Raw genomic sequence first — 24,885 nt, 5'->3', positions numbered from 1 at the left:
ATTCACGGCCTCCGTTTGGGAGAGCCGCGAATCCGCATCACTATTGGTTTTTTCCATACTCAAAATCATTTGAATGTATTGTGATCTATTGTTGAAATTGAGTTATATACACTGTAAGTCAGCTGCTTTATTTCCCTTAATTTCACAAATAAAACCTTACATCCCAGGTTATCCTGAGGTACAATAAAGGAGATGAATTATACACCTTTTGAAGGAGGTTCACTCATGAGTTGGCTGCCTTATATTTTAATTATTGGTATTGCCTTGTTCGGCGGCATTGCAACCCTGATCATCGGAAACTCCAAAGCCAATCAGACCAGCAACCCCGAATATGACCGCCGAACCAAACAAAACTTGAGCCGGTTAACGTATGTATACGTTGGTGCAATCGTGCTTGGCATGGGCGGGCTGATCCTTTACCTTGTAAACTAAACGAACTTCCTAGTTCAATTAAGTACGACTTTAAATCTGTTCAACATCTCAATCGTTCGTTCTACATATAAGATGGCTGGGGAATCCATTCCCCTCTTCCTGATTTAAAACATCCCCCATGTACACCACATATTCCAAAACTCTAATCCGAATCACAATGAATGTCAGTCGAGCCCCACTCTCCTTCCTATTTCTTTTTCTTATAAATACATTTGAAATGTTTACAAGTTGGAGATAATTCAGAATTATTATGGATAACTTCCGGGTTTAATATAAAGCCATAAGGGACAGCGAGCCCTACAAATGACAATCATACACCAAAAGGAGAGTTATACATGATGAAAAAAAACCTGAAGAAATCTGCTGCAGCGATGATGGTACTTGGCATGACATTAACAGGAGCTGCTGGTGTATTCGCCGGTACTCAACTGGAGAAAATCTCTGCTTATCTAAATCATGGCATCAGCTTCAATGTAGATGGAGCAGCTTATACACCAACGGATGGAAATGGAAATAAACTTGCACCGATTACTTACAACAATTCAACCTACCTGCCTGTACGTGCCATTGCAGATGCGCTGCATGTTCCTGTATCCTACGACGGCAAAAAAGGTCAGGTTACCATCGGCGAAGCAGCGAGCAATCCTTCTGCCCTGTCCAATGTAACCTATAGTGCGGCGCAAAAGGAAGCGATTCAAAAAGCATTTGCACAGTTCGATGGTTTTGAAACAGCCTATGCACCTCAGCAAAGTATCCAAGGTGATACGTTTAAAAGCGTTGGCGCCGGGGGCGATGGTGTAAGCTTTATCTTCACTCATATGAAAGTAAGCGTATCTCCACGTGATTACTCGGATGGTTATGACAGCAAAGATGTGAAATTGTCCAATGGCGTTACTGCCAAATGGTACACTCCGGATCAAACGGGCATGCTGACCTTCCCATTGGATGACCGTTATGTAACGCTCAGCTCCCCTGACCATAAGTTGACTCAGGCACAGCTTGCTCAGGTGGCCGTATCCGTCCAAAAGGTAAATAACAACGATCAAGGCATTACCGGGTTTGCCAATGTAAATTACACCAAGGAACAAGCAGCTACCATTCGTAAAGCATTTGCGAAAATTGATGGCTTTGAGACGGCTTACGCGCCTCAGCACATGATTGCCGGAGATGCATTCAAAAGTGTGAGTGCCGGCGGTGATGGCGTAAACTTTGTATTCAAACATATGAATGTGACAGTATCCCCGAAAGACTATTCGTTCAGCTATGATGGCAAAGAAGTCAAACTGTCTAACGGCGTAAATGCCAAGTGGTATACACCAGACAAAACGGATATGCTGACATTCCAACTGGATGATCGCTATGTTACGCTCAGCTCACCAAATAATGCACTGACACACACGCAGCTGGAACAAATGGCCGTATCCGTGCAAAAACTGAAATAAAACGAATCATACCAAAACACACATCACGCTGTCCCCTTCTAACGGGGGCAGATTTGATGTGTGTTTTGTCCTATTCCAGACAATATGACTGTTATGAAAACAAGGCTTTCGTCCAGCTTCAATTCGCTCAAGATGCGGTTATAATGAATGGTATATGCACATTTAACAGAGGCATGAACAGATAGGGAGGGAAAAACAATGAACCAGCGAATAGATCTTTCGCCTGAGGAGCTGCAGCAGCTGGCAGGTGAATTCAGCAAGGCTTCCCAGAATGGTAATGATATTTTGGCACAGCTGAGAACGATGGTGGATCAAGCCGAAGGCCAGTGGGAAGGTGAACGGCAGCGTGAATTCATGCAGCGGATCAACGACAGTATGACGTCAATCAGCAATTATCTGCTCGGGTTGCAGGAAACCAGCACCAGCCTGCAGCAGACGGCAACCCGCTTTCGTGAAACGGATCAGTCACGTTAGGACTGATCCGTTATCCGTTAAGGTTGTATTTTAACTTTGCATATTTCAGCAAAGTTCATATTTTTTTTTTCAATTCAATCCCATTATTTATTATTCATTCAAATTGCCAGCAAATGCTTCTTCTTCCTCATCCACATACCCTCTGAAAATGATCTCTTCGATATCTTCATGATTGAACACATACGTATAATCCGGATTAATATATCCTTCCGGGTACAAACATCCAATGTAATCAAACTGACGAGGCGGTTCTGTCATTAACATCTGCTTGCGTCCATAAATGACGAGCTTTTTGGTGCCTTCCTTCAGCCGGATCACGGAGCCGTTGGGCAGTAAAGTCAATGTATCTTTTTCCATATGGTAAGTAACCTCCTTCAACTATTCTGCGCTTTATGTGCGGTAGTTTCCTTCGGGGCATGCAGTACCCGGCGCAGCCAGTAATACCGATGCACATCCATGATAAAGTGAAATACAACAAAAGCCAGCATAATATAGACACACATCAGGACTACCGCAACCGTCTGCTCCGTGACAAAGGCCAATGATAGATTGGCCACCAGATAACCGGCTCCAGTCAGCATCGTCAGCGTCGCAACAGGCATACGTGAGCCTGCACCCGCTTTTGGTCGATGTGGAGACTGCTGCAGTTTACGCAGATGGAACCTGGCATACTGATACAAGGCAAAACCGTATACTGCAAACGACCCGATCGCATACCATGGGGTTGTCAGTCCAAGCATGCCATAAGCGAACTTTTGCACGATGATCATGAATCCCAGGGAACAGACGATTCCAAATACGCCGCGGAACAAAACATAATTCAGCTGCAGTCTGCGCGGTGCCACAATCAGGGATACTGCCCACACATTCATGACTGCCAGAGGAGGCAGCAGAATATAAGCATATAAGGACTGGAATGGAATACTAAAAACCGGGATCAGCAGGAAGACGTTCAAAAAAAAGAGCACCAGCGTACCTGCACTGAAACGAATCCCATCCGATGCATATACCGCAAGATAATTCTCAAACGCGTCCGGGTGGTAGGAGGTACCTTCTACCCTTTTGGCAGCAGAATGGTTCGTCGATGATGTGGAACGTTTCTGACGTGCCATCTATTTGAACCATCCTGATACGGTAGACCAGGCCTTCTTCGCTCCGTGTTTCACCACGTCTTTCACGGAATCATCCTGCCCGTCGCCATCCAGATCCATGTTCATGGTTACCCCTTCTGCGAGATACGTCAGACCTACGGATACGCCCAAACCAACCGCACCAACGGCCAGTACGGGTGCTGCAGCAGGCAGAATCGCAGCGGTCAGCAGGGTTGCTCCTACTGTCGTTGCCCCACCAACCACAACGTTTCCGATGATATCCCCGGCAATTTTGTCAGTGGATGCGTTCTGGCTGATGTTCTCCTGTGTGTCTGTAAACACATCAATGCCGACGCTGGCCCAGCCCAGTTTATCCGTCAATGCGGACCTGACCGCATAACCGGGCTTGATCATCGAGGCGATTTCCTTAATCTGAGGTGTGGCTGTTCCGTTGGCTATTTTGGCTTCAATGTCACGAACATAATGAATTTTATAGTCACGGGGTCTGCCATTGACTACTGGATTATTTTTGACGGAGTCATAGCTTTCACGAACCAAAATTCGCGGGGTATTCCGATCAAGCTGCTGCTTCACCATATAACCATTTCTGACTCGATACCCCAGTTTAGCAACAGCAGCAGCAGCAGTCAGCGTCCCTACCGTGCTGCCAGGCCCATCGAATGGTGCCAGGAGATTAATGCCCGTCAGCCCAAATGTGCCCCCGGATTGATCCTCCTGCTCCATACGCTCACGAGTGGTTTTCACATATGCAGCCAGCTGCTGCATGCTCTGTCCGGCAGTCTGAAACCGCTGCTGATGCGACTGATACAAGCCGATAATGGTCTGCCTGTTGGCTGACTGCCAAGCCGCTCCCTGAATGGAGCGCTGGAGAACACCATCTACCTGCTGCAGCTGTGCAGTAACCTGTTCAATCTGCTGTGCCAGCGAGTTCAGGTACTCCGATTTCATAATAATCTTGGTCAACTGATTCTCCCCCTTAAGCATACCTGCGTTCTATGGGATTAAACTGCAGGCAAAATGGATAACGAACGCGTCGTTAGCAAAAAAAGGCTCTGGATCAGCTCTTCTTCTGTTATCTTGAATGCTGTAAATAGTTCTTTTCTTTCATTTTCCTTGTCTTCGATAAACAGCCAATTGCCTGCACAACTACCCATAAAATAGATGGTTTGGGGCTTCTTTTGCATCCCGCGGGTGGATACCTCAAACTGCCCTTGTTTCTGGATGTTAACAAACGCTTGGGTCAGTTCGTGAATTGCAGTCGAATGTACATGCAGGTCCTGGCGTAAAGCGCTGGTTACCCTTTCGATGCCTGATTCGTTATCCAGCGTCAGCAACTGCTGCAGTGTGTGCTTCTGAATAGGGGTATGAAGAGATTCCTCGACAGAGTCAGGCAATTCAATCCGATTGCCCATAATACGAAGAAAGTCCTGCAAGCTTTCGAATGAAGTCAGGGTCACCTGATCCCGTTCAGGATCCCAGAGCCATTCAACGATGTTTGTTCCGGAAATGAAGCCATAGGTCAGAGGTGATTCACGTTGTTCTGAGCTTGATGTCTTCAGATGAAGTTTCATCACTGCGCTGCTGAGCTTGCAGCTCTGGAGCAGCTGATGGACTTGCGGATGTATGGTAATGACATGATCTTCAGATTCAATAACGCCGTCCTTGATCAGGTCGGTTTTTATTTTTTCGAATGTAGGCTTGGCCCGCTCACCCTGTAATGCAGCATCGTTCAGATGTGCGAAGAGCACTTCAGCTTCCGGGATATTCACTAACTGAAACAGAAACAGAGCCTCCCGGCCAGAGCAGGTAAACGAAGTATATGTAGGCACAGTCATTCCTCTTTTCCATGATTTATGCATCAAACTCCAAGGGAAGAGCCTATCTTTTTATTGTAAAAGGATAGGCATTCAGGCTCAATGCGCCCCCACTCCTGTTCTTGGGACGTTCAACCTGATTATATTTACCCACTAAGCCGTGTAACGGCACAGGGTTAAAATCATTTCTGAATCTTGAAATTTAAATGAGAAGCAAACAAAAAAAGCAGCAAGGACCGAATATTCCCTGCTGCTTCTAATCGTCTTCAGGTCAGATCGGTTAAACGAATAACTCTTCTATAATACATGGAATCCATCCAATCTTCCCAGTCCAGTTCATTGGCATTGCTGTTACGATAATACGCAGCAGACGCAGGAAGATAACCAACCAAAGGACCCATGCCGCCACAGATCATCTCGCCGCCATCGCCGCCTTTGAGCAGTACTCCTCCAGTACAATCCATCGTCAATTCAACTTTGTACGGATCTCCGGCAAACTGGAGGCCAAAAAAATTGGGCCGCTCCAAATCATACGGCATTTCATCCTCTGCAACGAGCGCCAGGTCCGTCTCGACCGATTCGTCCACGATCTCAGTCAGCCCTTCCAAGCGTCCAAAATGCTTCAACTTCATCGTATAATCGAAACTGTCGCCCCAGGGAAATAACGTACGACAGCCACCCCCGTACAAATACTCCCATTCATCCTCAGTGAGCAAACCAAAACCCGCTTCAGCTTGTCCCTCCAGCAAGGCTTCAAGCGTAAGCTCCTCGTTATATCGTTGTATCCGGACTTCCTCACCCTGACGCTCCAGGCGAAACGCCTGATACTGTTCCAATCCCTTCAGATCAGAATGCTTGAATTGCTCAAGCTCTGCTGCAAACTCAGATCCATGCACTGCGAGTGCTTCTTCCTCGGTAACTTCAATCCAGCCAAGTGATTGTGTATGGCATTCCACCAGCATGGGAGCGATAGCCGCTTCTCTCACCGGTGACATCTGGCTCGCCAGAAAAGAATCTACGTCCTCTACGCCATACTCACTTACCGTCTCAGATAGATCTGCCGAAGTCTGCTCATTCATGCCATCCTGCCACTGACTCCACCCTAAGGTCACATGGTCTCCAGGTACAAACACAAACTCTCGCCCAGCATGCATAAATATCCCCGATTCAGTTCGCTGACCGAACCGTTCAAACGTTCTTACACCGATGTATTCCATACCCGCCGGACATAAGGCAATCATCCCGTGCAGCAGCTCTTCTTTTTCCTGAACAGATAACCCTGCCCATATGTCACGAGTCAATGCTTCCATGGCTCTCCACCTTTCCAACTGCTCTTCCACGCCTTGATGGCTAAGCCCCTATTTACCTGCGGCCTGCAGGAGCTCTAGCAGCAGCTCTTTCCGTTTCCCTTCAGCTTTGCGGGCCAGACCTGCAAGCTTCTCCACTTTGCCCCAGATTGGATATATCACACGCTCCACTTCATAGGTTTCCAGACTGCTGATCTGCTGCACCATAAGAGCAAGCTTCTCATCATTCTCCAGTTCGGGCTGGATCTTCAACTTCAAGCTATCCGTTGAACGTCGTAGGCAGGCAATCAATGCAGGTACAGAGCTAGCTGTTATACCGTGCTTTTCGGCAAAGGCAGCAGTGAATTTGTCCTGCACCAATTGGTGTTCGTCATCCACTTCTCCCATATAAAATTCAACCAAAGGAAAATACGCCTCGTCTGCGAGCCCTAATCCAAACGTGGCATAGCTGCCTGGCATACAGTTCTTCTCCCCCTCCGTGTCTCCATACCATTCGAATTCTTCAATGGCTTCACGAGCGTACTCTTCAAGAAGTGGATACAAATTCGGATAATCCAATACACTTGCGAAGAATCGATGAGTATCCGACTTGGCGAGTCCCTTGATCGGCAAATATTGTTTTGCCTTGGATTTGAGCTTGATCTTATAGCTCTTAGGGAAGCCTTTCTTCAGTAACCGAATAATGAATGCCAGTGCCTGCTCATAGGCAGATGATTCTTCCTGACGGATAACGATTGTAATGAGAGAGAACACATCATTGGCTGTGCATTCCACCTGTTCATTTTTTACATGAATGTCTTCCTTGGCATAAGCCCCGCTGCCTTCCGCCATCATTCGAACTGCACGGTCGCTCCCCAGCTGTTTCGCCAGTTCCAGGAAGGTAAGGCCTGTCGGTTTACTGTAGCTGGGCTCAAAACGCAAAATCATAACCGCTGCGTACAGAAGTAGATCGATAGGCTGGGCCTCTTGCTGCCCATGGTTCTCACCTTCTCCATGAGACTCAATCTGTTCCAGAACGGCGCCTGGCTTGAGTGCATATTCGTTCGACCTATACTCCGATAACTGAATATCATAATACTGTGGCAAAAATAGATTCTCTGCCCAATCCTTCAATGCACGAATGATATTGCCGCGATGCTCCGCCAGGGCATCCTGACGCCCTTTATTCAATTCCTGAATGCGGTCATATTGAGCTATAATCCAGGCGATATTTGGACTCGGAAACAGCTCTGGATCAAGCAAATGACGCGTCAGAAAAAAGGATTCCAACGGCTTCGTTGGATATGTACCGTTCTCCAGCTTTTGTTCCACATAGGTATGAATGCGTTCCAGCAGCTGCTCTTTCTTCTCTTCGTTGATGAATTCAAATAGCGTCAATTGCAGCTTCCCTTCGGTCGTTGGAAATTTCCCGCGAAAGGTGAAATGATAGTCGATCAGAGGTGTATCTCCCAACTCATCCAATCTTCTCTGGATCACTTCAGCAAGCTGAGGCTGAATTTCGCTTCGTACCTGCTCTTCCGTAAATGAACCTGCGTTCCTGGATTTCAAGCCATCATCCAAACCAAGATCCAGGCTGTCAACCGTCGTGCGTCCAGGTCTGTAATCCAGTAAAACATCATCCATGATCCCCATCTGCAGCGTGGTTCGCTTCACTACCTTGTCCAAGTCGGTTCGCTTCTCCTGTTCATCAAACCATTCATGAATGGCGCCAATCATCTCTTCCATGGCCTGATCATATAGTGTACTCATCTAATTTCCTGCCTTTCGTAATTAAACTCTATTGAATAACAGCTCATGTTCTATTTCTTCAGGATTGCTCCATAAATCTCGCAAGTGAAAATACGTATTGACGTTCGCATAACACCTATTATTTTACTCTCTCATGCACACCTGGAACAATAAGACTTATGCACGGTTGTTGGCTAAGAAAATAGATGATCTCTTCCACTATACCTGTCTGCGCATCCTGTACTCATACCAAAAAACACCGGAGTCAGGCGACTTTCCGCCCAAATCCGGTGTATTCACGAAACCCTCATTCTTCTTTTAATACTTTAGTATGATCCCAAGCTATCCGGTGATAAAGGCAACCGCTTCGCTTCTCCAGGTCTTTTCTGTCCTCTCCGTTCTCATGTCAATTTGACATTTCAATTCATACCATAAACCGTTTACCGTATTAATTCACGGTCTTAAACCATTCGTTTACTTCGGCAGTAATGTCGTCCCCACCCATCGACTTCCACTTCGTTACAAACGCATCGAATTCCTCAATGCCAACCTGACCATAGATGATTTTGCTGAACGTATCCTTCTCCAGTTTGTCGAGCGCATCCTTCTTCATCTTCATTGTATCGGTTGGCGCGCCCGTGAACTTGTTCTTGATCGCATCATCCTTATGTGCAACGACAACTTGAGCTGCAGCAAATACTTCCGGTTTGTTGGCAATACTCGTATTTTTCTCAAAAGGCGTCTCAGGTTCCTTGCCTGTCGCGAGTTCTGCGAGCGTATCCATCATCAGATTCGGAATCCGTGCACCATCATAGGTAATCGTGTATTTCAGCGGCGATACGCCATCTTTCACTTCAGCTTCGCCCACAACTTTGCCGTCCACGATGTCAAAATCATATCCTTGGGCAAACCCATGTTCGAACTCGCTGCCCACCTCCGGATTGGCAAAGTTATCGAACAGATAATTCTGATAGGTGAAGAACACTTCCGGGTTAGCCATATCTTTGTTGATCAACACAACCCCGTTGCTGGCCCCGGAACCATGATGATGACTTTCACCCGTCGGGCCGGTTGGCAGAGCGATGGCTTTATAGGTGGCACCGTCCACATTTTTCTTCACGTCATCAATGGGCCAGTTGGGCATCCAGTGCGGACCCACGATGATCCCGGCCTTACCTGCTGTAAACAGTTCAGCTGCCTTGATCTCATCATATACGCCAGCTTCCTTGGGCAGATAACCTTTGGAGAGCCACTCTTTCATTGTAGCCAGACCTTCCTTCACTCCTGGCTGCACCGAGCCGTATTGCAGCGTTCCGTCTTCAGCCTCGTTCCATTGACCTGGCATCGTGTTGTACATGCCGAAGATCCAGCCGGATTCCGTCATCCATGTATTCAGCGCATTCTTCATGCCGACGGTCAAACCATACGTATCCTTCTTGCCATTACCATCCGGGTCCTGATTCGTAAATGCATCCATGACCGCAACCAGCTCATCGATCGTTTTTGGTTCTTCCAGTCGCAGCTTCTTCAACCAGTCTTCCCGGATAAACATCACCGGATCGCCGTTGTAGGCATAGTCGAAGATCGGAATGCCGTAACGCTGACCCTCATACATGTAGGGATACCATTCCTCCGGTGCCGATTCGGACGCCTGTTTCCACGTGTCAGATGCATATTTATCAAACAGTGCACCTGCATCAGCGAACTTGCCGGACTCAATCAACTCACGCACCAGGTTGTAGTCCCCACGGATGGAGACGATATCCGGCAGCTCCTCGTTGGCAGACAGAGACAGGCGGAGCTTCGTATAAAAGGCGTCATTAGTCACTGACACAGCCCATGGTGTGGTCAGCTCTATGCCAAGACGTTCCTTGGCCCATTTGGTATGCACATTGCTCTGTGCCGTTTCCCCGTTCTTAAACTTCGTGTCATCGTTCCAAGCCCGCAAGTAGCTCATCTGCACCGCTGGTTCGTACTTCCCGTTCTGCATCGCAAGCGGCGCAGCCGCTTCCTTCGCAGGTTCCTCTTTGGCCCCCGAACTGCATGCTGTTACAGCAACCATGGTTAATGCAAGCACTGCCGTCATCATCTTTTTATACATGAACTAACCCCTCCTCAGGTAACTTTGGATACCCTTTGTGCATCTCGCATCACCCATCCATGCTTCATGCACCTTACATGAAAAGGATAGTGCAGCCGGGGAGGTAAACATATATCACAATTTCAATGTTCATATTGATTTGTTAACCGTTCCGAAAATCCTGTGGTGTCAGGCCATAATGCTTGCGAAACACTTGAATGAAGTAAGGGGTATTGTTATAGCCCACTTCCTGGCCGACTTCATAGATCTTCATCCCGGTATGCTTCAGCAGGTGCACGGCGCGTTCCATTCTGGAGCGAATAATGTAATCACTGATGCCTTCGCCAGTGGACTGTTTGTACATTTTGGAGAGATATACCGGATGCAGATGCACCTCTCCCGCAATGACCTGCAGGGACAGATCTTCTCCCAGATGATGGTCAATCCAGTGCTGTACCTGCCGAATCAGGGTGGACCCACTCTCTTGACCCGAGTCTTGGGTACGCTCTGTCCATTGCTGCATGACGTTCCGGGTCCATGCCTCCAGGCTCCGCAGCGATACACCATAACCATCCTTCAGCAGCTGCTGATATTGTTCTCCAAGCACATCGGATAACTGTTTGCCTTCCCGGTGAGCCATATAAGAGAAAGCGGCCGCCAGATAATGAAAGGCAACGTAGACATGCTCCGGAAATACGCTGCCTGATAGCTCGGCAAAGATCTGATCGATCTTGCGATGTGCATCCTCCATTCTCCCGGCTTCCAGCAGCGTTGTCAGACCAGGTGGTTCATAGAGCGCAGTAAGTGACTTCAAAGAGGCTCCATGCGAGCTGGCTGCAGCATTCAGATGCAATCCTTTCCCTGCACCCTGCTTCCGCAAGGCACTTACAGCCTGATGATACAGCTGCGGTACCTGATGGGGGAAACGGCCTGTTTTGCTGACCGATAGCGAGATTGTTGCATTCAAATACTGCTTCACACTGTGTATCAATCGATCGCCCAGCCGTCCCATCAGCAGTTCCGGTTCAGACTGTGCCTGTTTCGGACTGGCCATGAACACCAGATCATCATAGGCATCATCGGTATGGCAGAGATGGTAGCTGCTGCTGAAGATTTCTTCCACCACATTGGATATGGCGTATTTCATTAATCGAAATGCCTTGTGCGTTGGCTGTGGGTCATCATAGCGGATCAGCAGCAGCTGCATTTTATCCTGGGGACGGAAGCCGATCTCCAATTGTTCCAGCTTACCCTCAAGCTCATCTTCGGCAAACTTGCGCCCGAGCAGCACATCCTTCATTAACTCCGCCCTTTTCTCCGGCAAATGCTCCCTTACCGAATACATCGCACGCTGATGCAGCTGCTGTTTCTCTCCTTCCAGCCGGATCTGCACGGAGGCCTGCTGCACGGCTTCGATCAGTTCTTCATCGCGCACCGGTTTAAGCAGATAACTTACCGTTCCGTGTTTAAGGGCCTGTTTTGCGTAATCAAAAGACGCATGTCCTGATAGAATAATGCATTTGGTCTGCTCCCACTTTTGCCGAATATGACTAACGAGATCCAGTCCCGACAGGCCCGGCATACGGATATCCGTAATGATGATATGAACTTGATGGGCAGCCATCTGCTGCAACGCTTCCTTGACCGAATATGCCTTATATACCTGACCGATGCCATATTCCCTCCATGCGATAGAGGAAGCGATGGATTCCACCGCTGAGTGTTCGTCATCCACGACCATTAGATTCATCATGTGATTGTTCCTCCTCAAACCATCGTATTTCCACACTAAGTCCCCCGTAAGGAATCGCTGCAAAATGAAGCCCGGATGAATGCCCATATCGCGTAACCAGACGCTGGTGCACATTCCAGGTCCCGGTTCCAATCTCCTCGCCCATCGGCTCGTTTACTTCCCGTTCCAATGCTTCAATCTTTTCAGGTGTCAATGTAACCCCATCGTTATCCACGAACAAACTGTAGCGGTTGAAGGATTTCCCTTTGATTTGCTCTTTGACCGACATTCCGGTCACCACGATATGGCCACTGCCTTCGCTTGGTTCAATGCCATGAATGACCGCATTCTCCACAATAGGCTGAATGAGCAGCCTTGGAATCTGCTGCTGCATCAGCTCCGGCGGTACAGCAATTTCGTAGGATAAACGATTGGTCCGCATCTGCTGTATGGACAAATAATTGTCGAGCAGCCGAATTTCTTCTTCCACCGTCGTCATGTCATTCTCATCCCGGGTGATGTATCGGTAGTAATCTCCCAAACTCAGCGACATCGCAATAACGGCTTCCGAATGACCGAGCTGGGTCATATTTTTAATATAGAACAGGCAGTTGTACAGGAAGTGCGGATTGATCTGTGACTGCAAATGCTTGAGCGTGGCTTCTCTTGAACGAATGCGTTCCTCGTACACCTTTTCGATCAATTCCTGAATTTGTTCCGCCATATGATTGAAGCTCTGGGTCAGGTACGCAAATTCATCGCGTGAATGATCCACCGGAATTCGGGTCGACAGCTGGCCTTTGCGAATCTGCTGCAGCCCCTGCATCAGGCGATAGATGGGAATCTGTACCTTGCGGTAGAGCAATAATGCCGCCCCGATGCTCAAGGCCAGCAGCAGGAGTATGGATGTAACAAACATGTTCCGGCTCTTATCCATCGGGGTGAGCAGATCATCCAGTACAACAGGATTTACATAGACGCCATGAAGCTGTTTGGAAGGTACATAACTCACCAGATACTGCTTGCCACCGGCCTCCAGTTGATGATTCCCCTCGCTGTCCAGCCCGTTCAACGGCATATTTTCCATAATGGCCTGGACCAGATCAGGGTCAGCACTGCGGTTTAATAAGGGGTCATTGCCTGGCACGTACAGAAAAGGGTCTCCTCCCTGCGCCTCCTTGAAGTCATCCAGCATGGCGACAATATTCATCGGATCAAAATTAATCTCCATCACGGTCCGAACCCCTGTCGTCGCTGGCTTGGCATTCCACTCATAATTGTCCGTGAAAAAAAACGTGAATCCTCCCTCATCCAATTGCCACTGGCCAGGCTGGGGAAACTTTAGCATGTTCTCATTGAAGACGGTTCGGCTTGCCTTGGTGGATAACACCAGTTCGGCCTGCGGAAGCAGAATTGTAATGTCGTTTTTCCAGCGGCTGGTGGACTGGTACAACGATAATTTGTCGAGAATGTCCAGATAAATGCTGTTCTTCTCATACTGGCTGGTCGTTTCCGTCATGTAACGGTAATGCAGTATGCTGGGGTCCCTCAGAAGGGTAAGCCCATAGAGCGAGAGCTGCTCAATATTTTTATCTACCTGGGAGCTGAAATAATTGAATTGGTTCAAGCTCGATTGCTGTTTCTCCTCCACGACCATGTCCACATTCGCCTGGTTGGCATAGGTATAGAGCAGCAAGATGGGCACCAGTAGGCAGATCAGCAAAATGACCGTTTTTGCAAATACTGTGAATTTCATCGTTTCACCCTGTCTCAAAATATGATCGAACGTTATCGAAGTCCTATTTTATATTGAAAACCCTTTCATATCTATATTGATTTTGGAATCATGAACTTCCTCAACAGGTTAACAAATCAACATTCGCCTTGAAATGTTGGTCTATAGCGTGCCGTTTTCCATTGCTATAATTCAGTTGCTCCACTTTTTGCAAGAGGCCGAAATGCCTCACCATGCGGAGGCTGGACGATACATAAGGAGGGACACTGATGGCTATGGAACAACCATTAACAACCAACACACCGGTACGGCAGGCGATACGCAATCCACGCAAACGTACCCGCTGGAACTTCAAACGCACATGGCCGCTGCACCTGATGCTGCTGCCTGCTGTACTGCTCACATTGCTGTTCGCCTATGTACCCATGGGCGGCATTATTATTGCTTTTCAGGATTTCAAACCGTGGCTGGGATTCACGGGCTCCAAATGGGTGGGATGGGATAACTTCCGGTTCATGTTCGAGTATCCGGACAGTGTACAGGTGATCTGGAACACCGTGCTGATTGCTTCCATGAAAATTGTGGCCGGCCTGGTGGCCCCGGTGGTATTCGCCATTTTGCTGAATGAGGTGCGAAACTCCACGTTCAAACGGTTCTCACAGACACTCGTGTACCTGCCCCACTTCCTGTCCTGGGTTGTACTAGGCGGCATTCTGCTCGACATGCTGTCCCCAGAGGGTGGGCTCGTGAATCAGGTGTTGGCAGCTGCAGGGATTGAACCGATTTTCTTTCTCGGAGATGGTGACTGGTTTCGGGTAACGGTTGTCATCAGTGATGTATGGAAGGAATTCGGATTTGGCACGATCGTATTTCTGGCTGCGCTGGCGGGGATTAATCCGGCTCTCTATGAAGCTTCCGAGGTGGATGGAGCAACACGGCTCAAGCAGACGCTGCACATTACGCTGCCTGCCCTGGTGCCGATGATTATTGTGGTGGGAACGCTGTCCCTTGGCAATATTCTGAATGCAGGATTTGACCAGATTTTCAATCTGTATAACCCGCTCGTGTATGAGAAAGGCGATATTATCGACACGTTTGTGTACCGGATGGGGATCCTGAATGGCAAAATGAGCTTCGCAACAGCGGTAGGACTATTCAAGTCCTTCGTCGCGATGTTCCTGGTCATTACTGCCTACCGGATGGCTTACAAAATCGCCAATTACCGCATTTTCTAAGGGATTTAGCCTACTGCATTAAGGGGGAATCAAAGTGTATCACAAAACGACCGGATACCGGATATTCAATGGCTTCAACCTGTTCTTCATTGCGGCCGTTTCACTGCTGTGTGTGCTGCCGCTCGTTCATATTCTGGCGGTTTCTTTCAGCGGTAAGGCGGCAGCCTCCGCCAATCTGGTCACACTCTGGCCGATTGATTTTACCGTAGACGCCTATACCAAAACGTTTGGTAACAGCAACTTTCTCAGTGCACTCTGGATCTCGGTTCAGCGTACCGTTCTCGGCACGCTGCTCAGTATGGTGCTGGTCATTCTGACGGCATATCCATTATCCAAAGAAAGTCTTCATTTCAAGGGACGCTCTATGTATGCTTGGTTTTTCATCTTCACGATGCTGTTCAGCGGCGGGCTGATCCCGTCTTACATTTTGATTCAAAAGCTGGGGCTAATCAACACGCTGTGGGCACTGATTTTGCCAGGAGCGGTTGCGGTCTGGAACCTAATTCTGATGATGAACTTCTTCCGTAATGTTCCAAAAGAGCTGGAAGAGGCGGCCTTTATTGATGGAGCTAACCATATTACAACCTTGTTCCGGATCTATCTGCCTGTGTCCATGCCCGCGATTGCGACGATCTCGCTATTCACCATGGTAGGCCAATGGAACTCCTGGTTTGACGGGTTAATCTATATGAATGATGCTTCCAAATATCCGCTGGCTACGTTGATGCAGACCATTATCGTACAGCAGGACTTCTCCAACATGAATGTGGATGCCACCCAGCTTCAGAACATGTCTCAACGTACAGTCAATGCGGCTCAGATCTTCATTGGCGCTCTGCCCATCCTGCTTGTGTATCCGTTCCTGCAGCGTTTCTTCGTCAAGGGGATTGTGCTTGGGGCGGTAAAAGAATAGAACGAACGCGAACCATTGTCGCATCATCTCATCCCGGGGCTTCCGTCTCGGGGTGTTTTTCCGTTTATACGAATGGCTTTGTTATATTCATTAATTAACTCATCCAGAATCATCGATTGGCGAATGACCTCCGGATGCATTAATTCCGCATGTGAATTTGCAATCTGGTAAAGTCTTTGCCGTGCCTTTTCGATACATTCCTGAATGGTTTCCGGATTATGCACCATACTCCCGCCCCCTGTTGTCGTTCAATATCCATCACCCAAAAAAGACCATCTATTATAATATTCGGAACATGGAGGGCTACGGATTACCCCAAAATTAAAATTTGTATATTTTTTCTTGTACAGGCTGAAATAAGTAGTTGTATTAAAAGAGATTCCACCAAGTAGAAATAAAAAAATGCCCCCTCTTCAGCCTGAAGAAAGGACAAGTTTTAGGAATGATGGGTGGACGCCTGAGCAGCGGCGAGCAACAACGGCTGCATGAGACCCGGGAATCGTGTTTCCAGATCCTCCAACCTCAATGTAAGGAAATGCTGGGTACCCTGCACCCGCACCCGAATGACGCCAGCTTCCCGCAGGGTGCGAATATGATGGGACATCGTGGATTTCACAACAGGTGCATTAAAATGACTGCAGGGCTGCTCTCCACTCTTGGCTGCTTCCGCAACAATACCAAGACGGGTCGGATCGCTTAACGCGTACAGCACGGAAGAAAGTTCAATATCCTCCAATTGAGGATGATGTAAAATTTTCATAATGTAGTCTCCTTTTTTCAGACTATCCATTGTATTTTAGCACAATTCCATGATATATTTCTAATGTTCGATACCAATCGAACTTTAACTTTAATTTCGTCAATGTAACCCCTGCTGTCAGGCATGGGATTCACTGTATATCTCATTTTGCAAATGTTACATACCATTTCTGAAATGTTGCGAAATTACACATTAGTTCAAGGAGGTTTTCATGAATAACACCGCAACCGCATCATCCGGGGAACGAACGACCGGACTACAGGAAGGGTTAATTGTAAGTTTGCTCGGTTTCACCGTAGTTCTCGTCGTCATGAATACGATGATGTTCAATCTGGCCCTGCCCAAAATTGCAGCCGAATTCCAGCTTTCATCCGTTGCTTCTTCGTGGATTGTTACAGGGTATTCCATCGTTTTTGCTATTTCGTCGATTACCTTTTCACGCCTGTCGGACTTTGTACCGATTCGGACCTTATTTACAACCGGTCTCACTTTACTTGGTGCAGCATCGGTTCTTGGATTCTTCAGCAATCACTTCATTATCCTGCTGTGTGCACGCCTGATTCAGGCAGCAGGCGCCGCATCCGTGCCTGGACTTGCCATCGTGCTCATCACGCGTTACGTTCCGAGTGACCGCCGGGGTAAATCTATGGCTGTGATTATGTCTGCGAGTTCCCTTGGTCTTGGACTTGGTCCTGTCATCGGCGGCAGCATTACTCAATTTCTAGGATGGCACGATCTCTTTATCGTTACCGGATTAACGTTATTCCTGATCCCTGTGTTCTTCAAACTGCTTCCGAGTGAAATGCCGCAAAAGGGTACGTTCGACTTGCTGGGTGCGTTGCTTCTGGCGATCGGAACCACAGGGGTACTTCTGTTCCTCACTTCACGTGAGTGGGTAACTATTGTCGTTGGTGTCGTAGCACTACTATTGTTCTGGCTACGAATCCGACGTGCGGCCGATCCATTTGTTCAGCCAGCCCTGTTCAAAAACAAAAAATATATGATGCTCAGCTCGCTCGGGATCGTTTCCTACATCAACAACTTCTCGACTCTGTTCCTGCTGCCACAAATTCTGGCCCATCTGTACGCCTTGACACCAGCCCAATCCGGACTGGTTATCTTCCCGGGTGCAGTTGTCTCCATGCTGCTGTCCAACCGGATTGGCCGAATGATTGACAGACATGGCAATACACAGCTGCTTAGGTTTGCACCATGGCTGCTGCTCGCTGCCGCGGGATTGTTCGCTCTGTTTGCAGATAACAGCATCTATGCAATAATGATCATTTATATCCTGCTGAGTGTAGGTTTCTCCGCTCTCACAACGAGCGTTTCCAACGAACTGTCCAATAACCTGACCATGGATCAGGTGGGTGCAGGCATGGGCCTGTTCCAACTTAGCCAATTCTTCAGCGGTGCATTCAGTGTCGCCGTAACCGGCGTAGCTCTGACTGCGATGCAGAAGCTGTCCTTGTCGTCAGCCTACACGAATATTTTCTGGGGCATGACCGTGGTTGCTCTGGCATCCGTGATGTTCTCTTGGGTATACCTGTCCATGCAGTCCCGCAAAAAGTCTTCTTCCGCTTCGTCCTAATCCAAGCTCTTAAGGAGTGACAGACCAGGTTAGGTTAGGCTAGGCTTCTCAATATAAAATAAGCCCCAATGACATGGACCATGTTCTTGGGGCTTTTGCTATTCTGATTTACTTTATATCTCTCATGATTATTATTCAAACATATCCAAACGCAGACGCTTCAGGCTTGTATGCTTGATATACCATTGACCGTCGATCTGAACAAACGTCTCATGGTAGTGTCCAAATCCGTGGAAGGATTTGTTCTCATTGCCTTCGGGGAATGTCACCCAATCCTCCATCGGAGAAATAACCTTGGCTTCGTTCGCGGATACAAATTCAACCTCGGCGCTGTGTACGTGATGAACGGTTACAGCAACATCCACCAGGTCACGGAATACCTGCACGATGGTGTCACGGCCCGTTAATACCGGAATGGGGTTACCTTCCGTACTGAAATCAGCTACTGCATCCGGAGCAAACACATCGCCCAGTGCGTCCCACTGCTTCGTATCAATAAAGCGGCAATAGCGTGCCTTCGTGTTACGGATATTTTCGAGTGCAAGCAATTGTTCCAGTCCTGTGATGGTTGATTGACTCATCTGTTGTCCCTCCAGAGATGTAATAGGTTTAAAAAATATGTATCTATTAATCTTCCTTATTGTACCATTGCGCTTGTATTAGGCACAACGGCATATTGTATGCTTGGCTACCACCACGAAAAAAGTCCGAAAGTGAGGCATGCTGCTTCATGCCGCTCTCGGACTTTTGGACTTGTTTGTATCTATATACAAAAGTAAAGTAGGAAGCCGCACTCAGCTAGAAGCTGATTCGCTCTTCACCCAAACGTTATCTCTGATATGCCTTCATTTGGGCAGCCAGCTCGGACATTTTCTTATTGCTTAGATAGTTTTCCATCTGTTCCTCGGCATGAATCATGACCTGCTGAATCAAACAGCCCTCGTTATGGTTCTGAGAGCATTCGAACAGGGAAGCCTGCCCTTCAATGGCGTGAATAATCTCCAGAAATGAAGGGTCCGGATTTTTGCGACTCAGACGATAGCCACCGTTGGCTCCGGAAGTGGATTCAATCATGCCCGCCTTAACCAGCTTGGTCAATATTTTGGACAGATAGGTTGGGGATACTTTCTGCAAATCAGCCAGTTGATGAACACTAACCAGCTGCTCCGGTTCTGTAATCACAAGGTGAAGCATGGTATGCAAGGCATAGTTGGTTGCTTTTGAATATTTCATGAGGGCACCTCATTGTATACGGATTTAATTTATCCATAATAGACTTGATTGAGCTCGCTGTCAAACCCCAGAGGATCTGAGATTTCGCGGTTAATTGGAACCTCTATATATAGTAGTTATTAATTGTGATAAAGTCCTCGGTACTCTGTAGGTGTCATACCTTCGTGCGCCATGAACTGGCGGTTGAAATAACTGGCGTTCGGGTATCCTGCCTCCTCGGCAATCTGTCCAATGTTGGCCGTTGGACGTTCGAGCAGCCACTGCTTCGCCATCTGCAGCCGGGAACGGGTTACGAATTCCATCGGCGTCATCTCGACGGCACTCTTGAACAATTTGCAAAAGTAATACGAACTGACACCCGCCAGATCCGCCCAATCCTGAAGCAAAAAGGGCTGACATGCCTCCTGCTGCATCTGCGGGAGCAATCCGAGAATGCGGTTCTCCGCTTGGCTGGTACGTGTGTTTTTCAGAGGTACCGCATGCTGGACAAACTCGGCCAGTACAGCATACGTCAACGTGGACAGCTGAGCCGGACGCAGCATCCGGTTCTGTTCAGCCTCGTGCAGCAAGGCCAGATGAGCCTCTTCCCAAGGGGCTTGCTGCCGCAGCGTCCACAACAGATTGCGATGCAGCCCCCGTTCAATCATGTAGTCATGGAGACGTTCACCGTAAAAATGAACCCAGCGCACATCCCACGGATCATCCTCACTGCTGTAATAATGCTGACGCTGCTGCGGGAAATAGAGTACCGCCTGACCCGCCCGAAGTTCATGGATAATCCCGTCCACTTCCACATACCCCTTACCTGAAGCTACATAGTGAATATTGAAGTTATTAAGTGCACCAGCCTCCCGCAATACGGAATGCTCGGGATGATCCACATAATGGCCAACGGACTCGGGATAACAAAAATATGGAATATCCTGAAGGGTTAGCAATACAGTCTGTCTCATCATGAATATTTCTCCTTGGCAAGCAATATTGTGTTAATAGATCTCAATATATTATCATTTTCATTCATCGATCTATTCCTTATAATCACAATATACATTCATCCACAGGAGGAAACAACTCATGAATTCAGATCGTAAATTACGCTGGGGCATTCTTGGTAGCGCTAGCATTGCCAAAGGTTCTGTCATTCCTGGTTTGCAGCAATCGGAGTTGAATGAAGTGGCGGCGATCGCAAGCCGGGACGAGGAAAAGGCGAAACAAACCGCTGATCAGCTTGGAATCCCCCAGGCTTACGGCAGCTATGAAGCACTGCTGGAGGATGACTCCATTGACGCTGTATATATCCCCCTTCCCAACCATCTTCACCGGGAGTGGACGATCCGCGCAGCTGAGGCGGGCAAACATATTCTGTGCGAGAAACCACTCGCGTTAACCGAGCAGGAGGCACGCGAAATGGCGCAAGCCTGTGATGATGCCGGAGTACTGCTCGCCGAAGCATTTATGTATCGGCATCATCCCCGTTACGACCAGATCAGAGACGTCATTGCCAGCGGTGAAATTGGAGAAATTCGCGGTATTCATAGTACATTTTCGTTCAACAATTCCGGTTCCGCAGGCAATGTCCGGTTCAAACGTGAATGGGGCGGCGGTGCTCTCTATGATATTGGCTGTTATTCCATTAGTGCAGCACGACTGCTGCTTGGCCAGGAACCATCAGCGGTAACGGTCATCGGCATGTTCTCCCCTGAGCACGACCATGTCGACATGATGGCCTCGGGATTACTTGAATTCAATGATCATGTCGGCGTCACATTTGACAGCAGCATGTGGGCAGCATTCCGCAATACGCTGGAGGTGCTTGGATCGGATGGCATAATCGAGGTTCCGTCCGCATTTATCAGCAAACCGGACCGCAGCTCGAACTTCTACGTTACGGCGGGCGGTGAACGCAGGGAAGTTGAGGTCCCTCAGGTCAACCATTACTCCCTGCAGGGGGATGATATGGCACGTGCCGTGCTTCAAGGTAAAGATTTGCGTTTTGCTTCATCCGATGCGGTGGCCAATATGAAAGTACTTGAAGCTTGCCTTCGTTCTGCAGAGGAACGTACACGAATTACACTATAAGCGAGGATGGTGTGTACAATGGAATTCATTACGATTAATGGTGCAGGAAAACCGATTTCCCGGTTGATCAAAGGCACGGACTATTTTGTGCATGATGCTTACGAAAAAGCTGCAACGAATATGGATGCTTTTCTGGCGATTGGCGGAAATACCGTGGATACGGCTCACATCTATTGCGGCGGACAGAGTGAAGAAGTGCTGGGACGTTATATGCAGGAGCGCGGTAATCGCGATCAGGTCGTCATCCTGACAAAAGGTGCCCACCATGATATGAATGGCCCCCGTGTCAATGCTGATGCCATTCGCAGCGATCTGCTTACCAGCCTGGAACGTCTGCAGACTGATCATGTCGAATTGTATGCACTACACCGGGACGATCCCAACATTCCGGTTGGCATCATTCTTGAAGCACTGAATGAGCACATAGAGTCTGGTAAAATCGGTGCGATCGGTGCCTCCAACTGGACTTGGCAGCGTTTGGAGGAAGCCAACACGTATGCGGCTGCACATGGTCTGAAGGGCTTCACATTCAGCAGCCCGAATCTCAGCCTGGCCAAGGCGAACGAACCGTTCTGGGCTGGCTGTGTATCCGCAGATGCAGAGACACTGGCATGGCATGAACGGACACAGCTTCCGCTGCTGTCCTGGTCCTCGCAGGCGCGCGGCTTTTTCACCGGTCGTTTCACACCTGAGGTACGTGACAATGCCGATCTGGTTCGTGTCTTCTACAGTGACGGCAACTGGGAAAGACTGCGCCGTGCCGGGGAATTGGCCGAAACGAAGAATACAACGGCCATTCAGATTGCATTAGCTTATGTATTGAACCAGTCCTTCCCGACCTGCGCACTGATCGGTGCACAGAATCGTGATGAGCTGTTATCCTGTGACGAAGGCTCACGCCTGACTCTGACTGGTGACGAGATTGCCTGGCTTGATCTTGCGAGCGACGTCAAACCAGTTGTGTAACAGCAAGAACTGATTAAAAGCGGAAACGCTTCAAATGCAGTATGGTTTAAGAGACGGCCCTCCCCACTTTCGATGCGGGAGGCCGTCTCTTTTCCATACTAAAGTAAATAAAAAGAGGGCACCAACCAGAGAAACGCTGGAGGTACCCTCATATGAACATATATAATGACTTTGAACGGGTCCGTCTTACAGTTTAACGATCTGACCTGTCTTCTCGGATTCGAAGGCTGCCAGAATGACCTGCAGGGAACGAAGACCTTCTTCACCGGAGATGCTTGGAGGCGTTTGAGTCACAATGGATTCCACAAATGCGTCGATAACGCCGCTTGGTACCTGCTTCTCATTCGTTGCCATCGCACCAACTTTGTACGTTTCAACCGTACCGTTCGTCAGCTCGACGATTACTTCGTCGCCTTCGACCGTACCGATTTTCATGACGCCATTCTCGCACCACAGAACCGTACTGTTATCTCCTGCTCTGTATTGAGTCCAGCTGGCAACGAGTGTACCAATGGCACCGCTCTTCATGCGAAGCAAGCATGTCGCATTGTCATCCACTTGTGTGCCTTCTTTGTGCAGGGTGCTGATGAACCCAGCCACTTCGGACACTTCATCGTTCAGCAAATAGCGAATGAAGTCAGACTTGTGCACGCCGAGGTCACCCATAGCGCCCATGATTGCTTCTTCCTTACGGAAGAACCAGCTCTCTGCTCCGTCCACACTCCATGCTTCCGGTCCTGGATGACCAAAGGAAGTACGGAAGTTCAGCACTTTACCCAGTTTGCCGGAATCAAGGATTTCTTTTGCTTTGACGTGTGGAGGCATCAGGCGTTGGTTGTGTCCAACCATCAGATACACACCGTTTTTCTTGGCAGCTTCAATCATTTGCTCGCCTTCTTCGGTGGTAACAGCCATCGGCTTCTCAACCAGCACGTGCTTGCCTGCATTCGCAGCAGCAATGGCCATGGAAGCATGCAGATAGTTAGGTGTGCATACGCTAACAGCATCAACGGTTTCGTTTGCAAGCAGCTCTTCGTAGCTGGAGTATGCTTTGCCGCCGTATGTTTCGGCCATTTTCTCTGCACGCTCCACAACTGGATCAGCAAAAGCGACAAGCTCTACGTTTTCGTTAGCAGCGTATTCTGGAATATGTCTGCGTTCAGCAATGGCTCCACAGCCGAATACAGCAACTTTAATTTTACTCATGGATTAATGTCCCCTTTGACAAGTAGATTCAGCATTTGCTTCATTTAATGATTCGAATTACTAGATTAAAATTGGTTCAGGTAGTTCTGTTTGAGCCAGTTATAACTGTTGGCTACGCTTTCAAGTGGAGGATTCTGACATACATCCTGTTCCACGATCAGCCATTCCACGCCTGCGCTCGTTGATGCTTCAATAACTGCTGGCAGGTCAACCGAACCTTGTCCCAGTTCCAATGTTTTCATCTGACCCTGTTCGTCTTTGCTGAAGTCCTTCAGATGGAGAAGCGGCAGACGGCCTGCATATTGATTAATATACTCGATCGGATTTTGTCCCGCAAATTGGACCCAACATACGTCCATTTCCACTTGTACAGCCTCTGGCGTTGTTTCAGCGAACATGGCATCAAAGGCATTTTTGTCGCCAACTTGGCCATGGAATTCGAAGTCATGGTTGTGATAACCAAAGATCAAACCTTGTTTCGCTGCTTCCGCACCATATTGCTGCAGTTCAGCGAACAACTTAGTCCAGCCTTCAGCATTGTCAGGGCGATCTTCAGGCATGAGGTAAGGACAGATCATATATTGAGCCCCAATGGTTTTGAGGTAATCAATTTGTTTTTGCAAATCTTCGCGCATCGCGTGCAGGGAAACGTGGCTGCTGAATCCTTTGAGGCCCAGCTCATCCAGCAATGCTTTCATCTCTTCGGCAGGAATGTCACCATAACCAGCGAATTCCACACCTTCATAACCAAGCTCTGCTACCTTGCGCAATGTGCCACGGAAATCTGCTGCAGTTTCATCACGGAGGGTGAACAATTGCAAACCAATATTAAGTTTTTTCATGAATGATACACCTCTGCTCTCAAATTTGCTTTCATTGCTCTATCTGGTATCATCCTACCGCAAAACAGGCTAGAATGAACATATACAATATCGTCAGAACATGAACTATTTGACTGATTTTTTATTCCAGTATTTTGCATCACGATGATTTCACCTATAAAAGTGCATGCAAGATACCTATATTGGAGGATTGCATCTTTGGAA

General features: G+C 48.2%; 24 protein-coding genes. 8 read left to right on the top strand and 16 right to left on the bottom strand.

Annotated features, from left to right (window positions below; all coding sequences use genetic code 11):
* The first annotated feature begins 225 nt into the window (after window positions 1-225).
* The 3 genes from CHH60_RS25225 to CHH60_RS25215 all read left to right on the top strand — a co-directional run bounded on the left by CHH60_RS25225 (window position 226) and on the right by CHH60_RS25215 (window position 2,348).
* Window positions 226-432, top strand: a complete 207-nt coding sequence (locus CHH60_RS25225; RefSeq protein ID WP_095292370.1) for a hypothetical protein — start codon at window positions 226-228, stop codon at window positions 430-432.
* Window positions 433-767: 335 nt separating this feature from the next.
* Entirely contained in the window at window positions 768-1,874 is a 1,107-nt protein-coding gene (locus tag CHH60_RS25220) for a stalk domain-containing protein (RefSeq protein ID WP_255248083.1), read from the top strand.
* A 198-nt stretch (window positions 1,875-2,072) separates the two neighbouring features.
* Window positions 2,073-2,348 (top strand): WXG100 family type VII secretion target, encoded by a 276-nt coding sequence (locus CHH60_RS25215; protein WP_095292300.1) that lies wholly within the window; start codon window positions 2,073-2,075, stop codon window positions 2,346-2,348.
* Between the two features lie 90 nt (window positions 2,349-2,438).
* On the opposite strand, the gene CHH60_RS25210 is transcribed toward CHH60_RS25215, so the two are convergent.
* From CHH60_RS25210 to CHH60_RS25170, 9 genes are all read right to left on the bottom strand, one after another.
* Window positions 2,439-2,705 (bottom strand): DUF4176 domain-containing protein, encoded by a 267-nt coding sequence (locus CHH60_RS25210; RefSeq protein ID WP_095361715.1) that lies wholly within the window; start codon window positions 2,703-2,705, stop codon window positions 2,439-2,441.
* A 17-nt stretch (window positions 2,706-2,722) separates the two neighbouring features.
* Complete coding sequence (locus tag CHH60_RS25205; RefSeq protein WP_255248082.1) at window positions 2,723-3,460, bottom strand: hypothetical protein; 738 nt, start codon at window positions 3,458-3,460, stop codon at window positions 2,723-2,725.
* Window positions 3,461-4,423 carry a hypothetical protein gene (locus tag CHH60_RS30425; RefSeq protein ID WP_255248081.1) on the bottom strand — a complete coding sequence of 321 codons (963 nt, stop codon included), beginning with the start codon at window positions 4,421-4,423 and terminating at the stop codon, window positions 3,461-3,463.
* Window positions 4,424-4,461: 38 nt separating this feature from the next.
* Entirely contained in the window at window positions 4,462-5,295 is an 834-nt protein-coding gene (locus tag CHH60_RS25195; protein WP_176476203.1) for a hypothetical protein, read from the bottom strand.
* Between the two features lie 245 nt (window positions 5,296-5,540).
* Entirely contained in the window at window positions 5,541-6,584 is a 1,044-nt protein-coding gene (locus tag CHH60_RS25190) for a hypothetical protein (RefSeq protein ID WP_095361713.1), read from the bottom strand.
* A 48-nt stretch (window positions 6,585-6,632) separates the two neighbouring features.
* A complete protein-coding gene (locus CHH60_RS25185; RefSeq protein ID WP_095361712.1) occupies window positions 6,633-8,330 on the bottom strand; it encodes a DUF6138 family protein in 1,698 nt (565 codons plus the stop codon).
* A gap of 427 nt (window positions 8,331-8,757) precedes the next feature.
* The gene (locus CHH60_RS25180; protein WP_095361711.1) at window positions 8,758-10,410 is read right to left on the bottom strand and encodes an extracellular solute-binding protein; all 1,653 of its coding nucleotides are present in this window, start codon (window positions 10,408-10,410) and stop codon (window positions 8,758-8,760) included.
* Between the two features lie 142 nt (window positions 10,411-10,552).
* A complete protein-coding gene (locus tag CHH60_RS25175; protein WP_176476202.1) occupies window positions 10,553-12,142 on the bottom strand; it encodes a response regulator transcription factor in 1,590 nt (529 codons plus the stop codon).
* Window positions 12,117-13,877: a sensor histidine kinase gene (locus CHH60_RS25170; RefSeq protein WP_095361709.1), complete on the bottom strand. Its 1,761-nt coding sequence runs from the start codon at window positions 13,875-13,877 to the stop codon at window positions 12,117-12,119. Before CHH60_RS25170 ends, CHH60_RS25175 begins: the two co-directional genes overlap by 26 nt.
* Before the next feature lie 248 nt (window positions 13,878-14,125).
* Here CHH60_RS25170 and CHH60_RS25165 point away from each other — a divergent pair, with 248 nt between their 5' ends.
* Together CHH60_RS25165 and CHH60_RS25160 are read left to right on the top strand one after the other, a co-directional pair.
* Window positions 14,126-15,091 carry an ABC transporter permease gene (locus CHH60_RS25165; RefSeq protein ID WP_095361708.1) on the top strand — a complete coding sequence of 322 codons (966 nt, stop codon included), beginning with the start codon at window positions 14,126-14,128 and terminating at the stop codon, window positions 15,089-15,091.
* A 34-nt stretch (window positions 15,092-15,125) separates the two neighbouring features.
* Window positions 15,126-16,004, top strand: coding sequence for a carbohydrate ABC transporter permease (locus tag CHH60_RS25160; RefSeq protein ID WP_095292286.1), 879 nt, complete (start codon window positions 15,126-15,128; stop codon window positions 16,002-16,004).
* 23 nt (window positions 16,005-16,027) lie between these two features.
* Here the strand turns inward: CHH60_RS25160 and CHH60_RS25155 are convergent, their stop codons facing one another.
* Together CHH60_RS25155 and CHH60_RS25150 are read right to left on the bottom strand one after the other, a co-directional pair.
* On the bottom strand, window positions 16,028-16,231 hold the full coding sequence (locus CHH60_RS25155; RefSeq protein WP_095361707.1) for an aspartyl-phosphate phosphatase Spo0E family protein: 204 nt from the start codon (window positions 16,229-16,231) through the stop codon (window positions 16,028-16,030).
* Window positions 16,232-16,440: 209 nt separating this feature from the next.
* Window positions 16,441-16,764, bottom strand: coding sequence for an ArsR/SmtB family transcription factor (locus tag CHH60_RS25150; protein WP_095361706.1), 324 nt, complete (start codon window positions 16,762-16,764; stop codon window positions 16,441-16,443).
* Between the two features lie 211 nt (window positions 16,765-16,975).
* Here CHH60_RS25150 and CHH60_RS25145 point away from each other — a divergent pair, with 211 nt between their 5' ends.
* Window positions 16,976-18,355 (top strand): MFS transporter, encoded by a 1,380-nt coding sequence (locus CHH60_RS25145; RefSeq protein ID WP_095361705.1) that lies wholly within the window; start codon window positions 16,976-16,978, stop codon window positions 18,353-18,355.
* A 131-nt stretch (window positions 18,356-18,486) separates the two neighbouring features.
* Here CHH60_RS25145 and CHH60_RS25140 read toward each other — a convergent pair whose 3' ends face one another.
* From CHH60_RS25140 to CHH60_RS25130, 3 genes are all read right to left on the bottom strand, one after another.
* Window positions 18,487-18,936 (bottom strand): nuclear transport factor 2 family protein, encoded by a 450-nt coding sequence (locus CHH60_RS25140; RefSeq protein WP_095361704.1) that lies wholly within the window; start codon window positions 18,934-18,936, stop codon window positions 18,487-18,489.
* Window positions 18,937-19,183: 247 nt separating this feature from the next.
* Window positions 19,184-19,588, bottom strand: a complete 405-nt coding sequence (locus tag CHH60_RS25135) for an Rrf2 family transcriptional regulator (RefSeq protein ID WP_095292279.1) — start codon at window positions 19,586-19,588, stop codon at window positions 19,184-19,186.
* Between the two features lie 119 nt (window positions 19,589-19,707).
* Entirely contained in the window at window positions 19,708-20,544 is an 837-nt protein-coding gene (locus CHH60_RS25130; protein WP_095361703.1) for an AraC family transcriptional regulator, read from the bottom strand.
* A gap of 118 nt (window positions 20,545-20,662) precedes the next feature.
* Here CHH60_RS25130 and CHH60_RS25125 point away from each other — a divergent pair, with 118 nt between their 5' ends.
* Together CHH60_RS25125 and CHH60_RS25120 are read left to right on the top strand one after the other, a co-directional pair.
* Window positions 20,663-21,667: a Gfo/Idh/MocA family protein gene (locus CHH60_RS25125; RefSeq protein ID WP_095361702.1), complete on the top strand. Its 1,005-nt coding sequence runs from the start codon at window positions 20,663-20,665 to the stop codon at window positions 21,665-21,667.
* Window positions 21,668-21,685: 18 nt separating this feature from the next.
* Window positions 21,686-22,633, top strand: a complete 948-nt coding sequence (locus CHH60_RS25120) for an aldo/keto reductase (protein ID WP_095361701.1) — start codon at window positions 21,686-21,688, stop codon at window positions 22,631-22,633.
* A 186-nt stretch (window positions 22,634-22,819) separates the two neighbouring features.
* On the opposite strand, the gene CHH60_RS25115 is transcribed toward CHH60_RS25120, so the two are convergent.
* Together CHH60_RS25115 and CHH60_RS25110 are read right to left on the bottom strand one after the other, a co-directional pair.
* A complete protein-coding gene (locus CHH60_RS25115) occupies window positions 22,820-23,839 on the bottom strand; it encodes a Gfo/Idh/MocA family protein (RefSeq protein WP_095361700.1) in 1,020 nt (339 codons plus the stop codon).
* A 65-nt stretch (window positions 23,840-23,904) separates the two neighbouring features.
* On the bottom strand, window positions 23,905-24,681 hold the full coding sequence (locus CHH60_RS25110) for a sugar phosphate isomerase/epimerase family protein (RefSeq protein ID WP_095292272.1): 777 nt from the start codon (window positions 24,679-24,681) through the stop codon (window positions 23,905-23,907).
* Between the last annotated feature and the right edge of the window lie 204 nt (window positions 24,682-24,885).

The sequence above is a fragment of the Paenibacillus sp. 7523-1 genome, assembly GCF_002276415.1.
GTDB classification, from domain to species: domain Bacteria; phylum Bacillota; class Bacilli; order Paenibacillales; family Paenibacillaceae; genus Paenibacillus; species Paenibacillus illinoisensis_A.
This window is presented reverse-complemented; position numbering and strand designations above follow the sequence as displayed.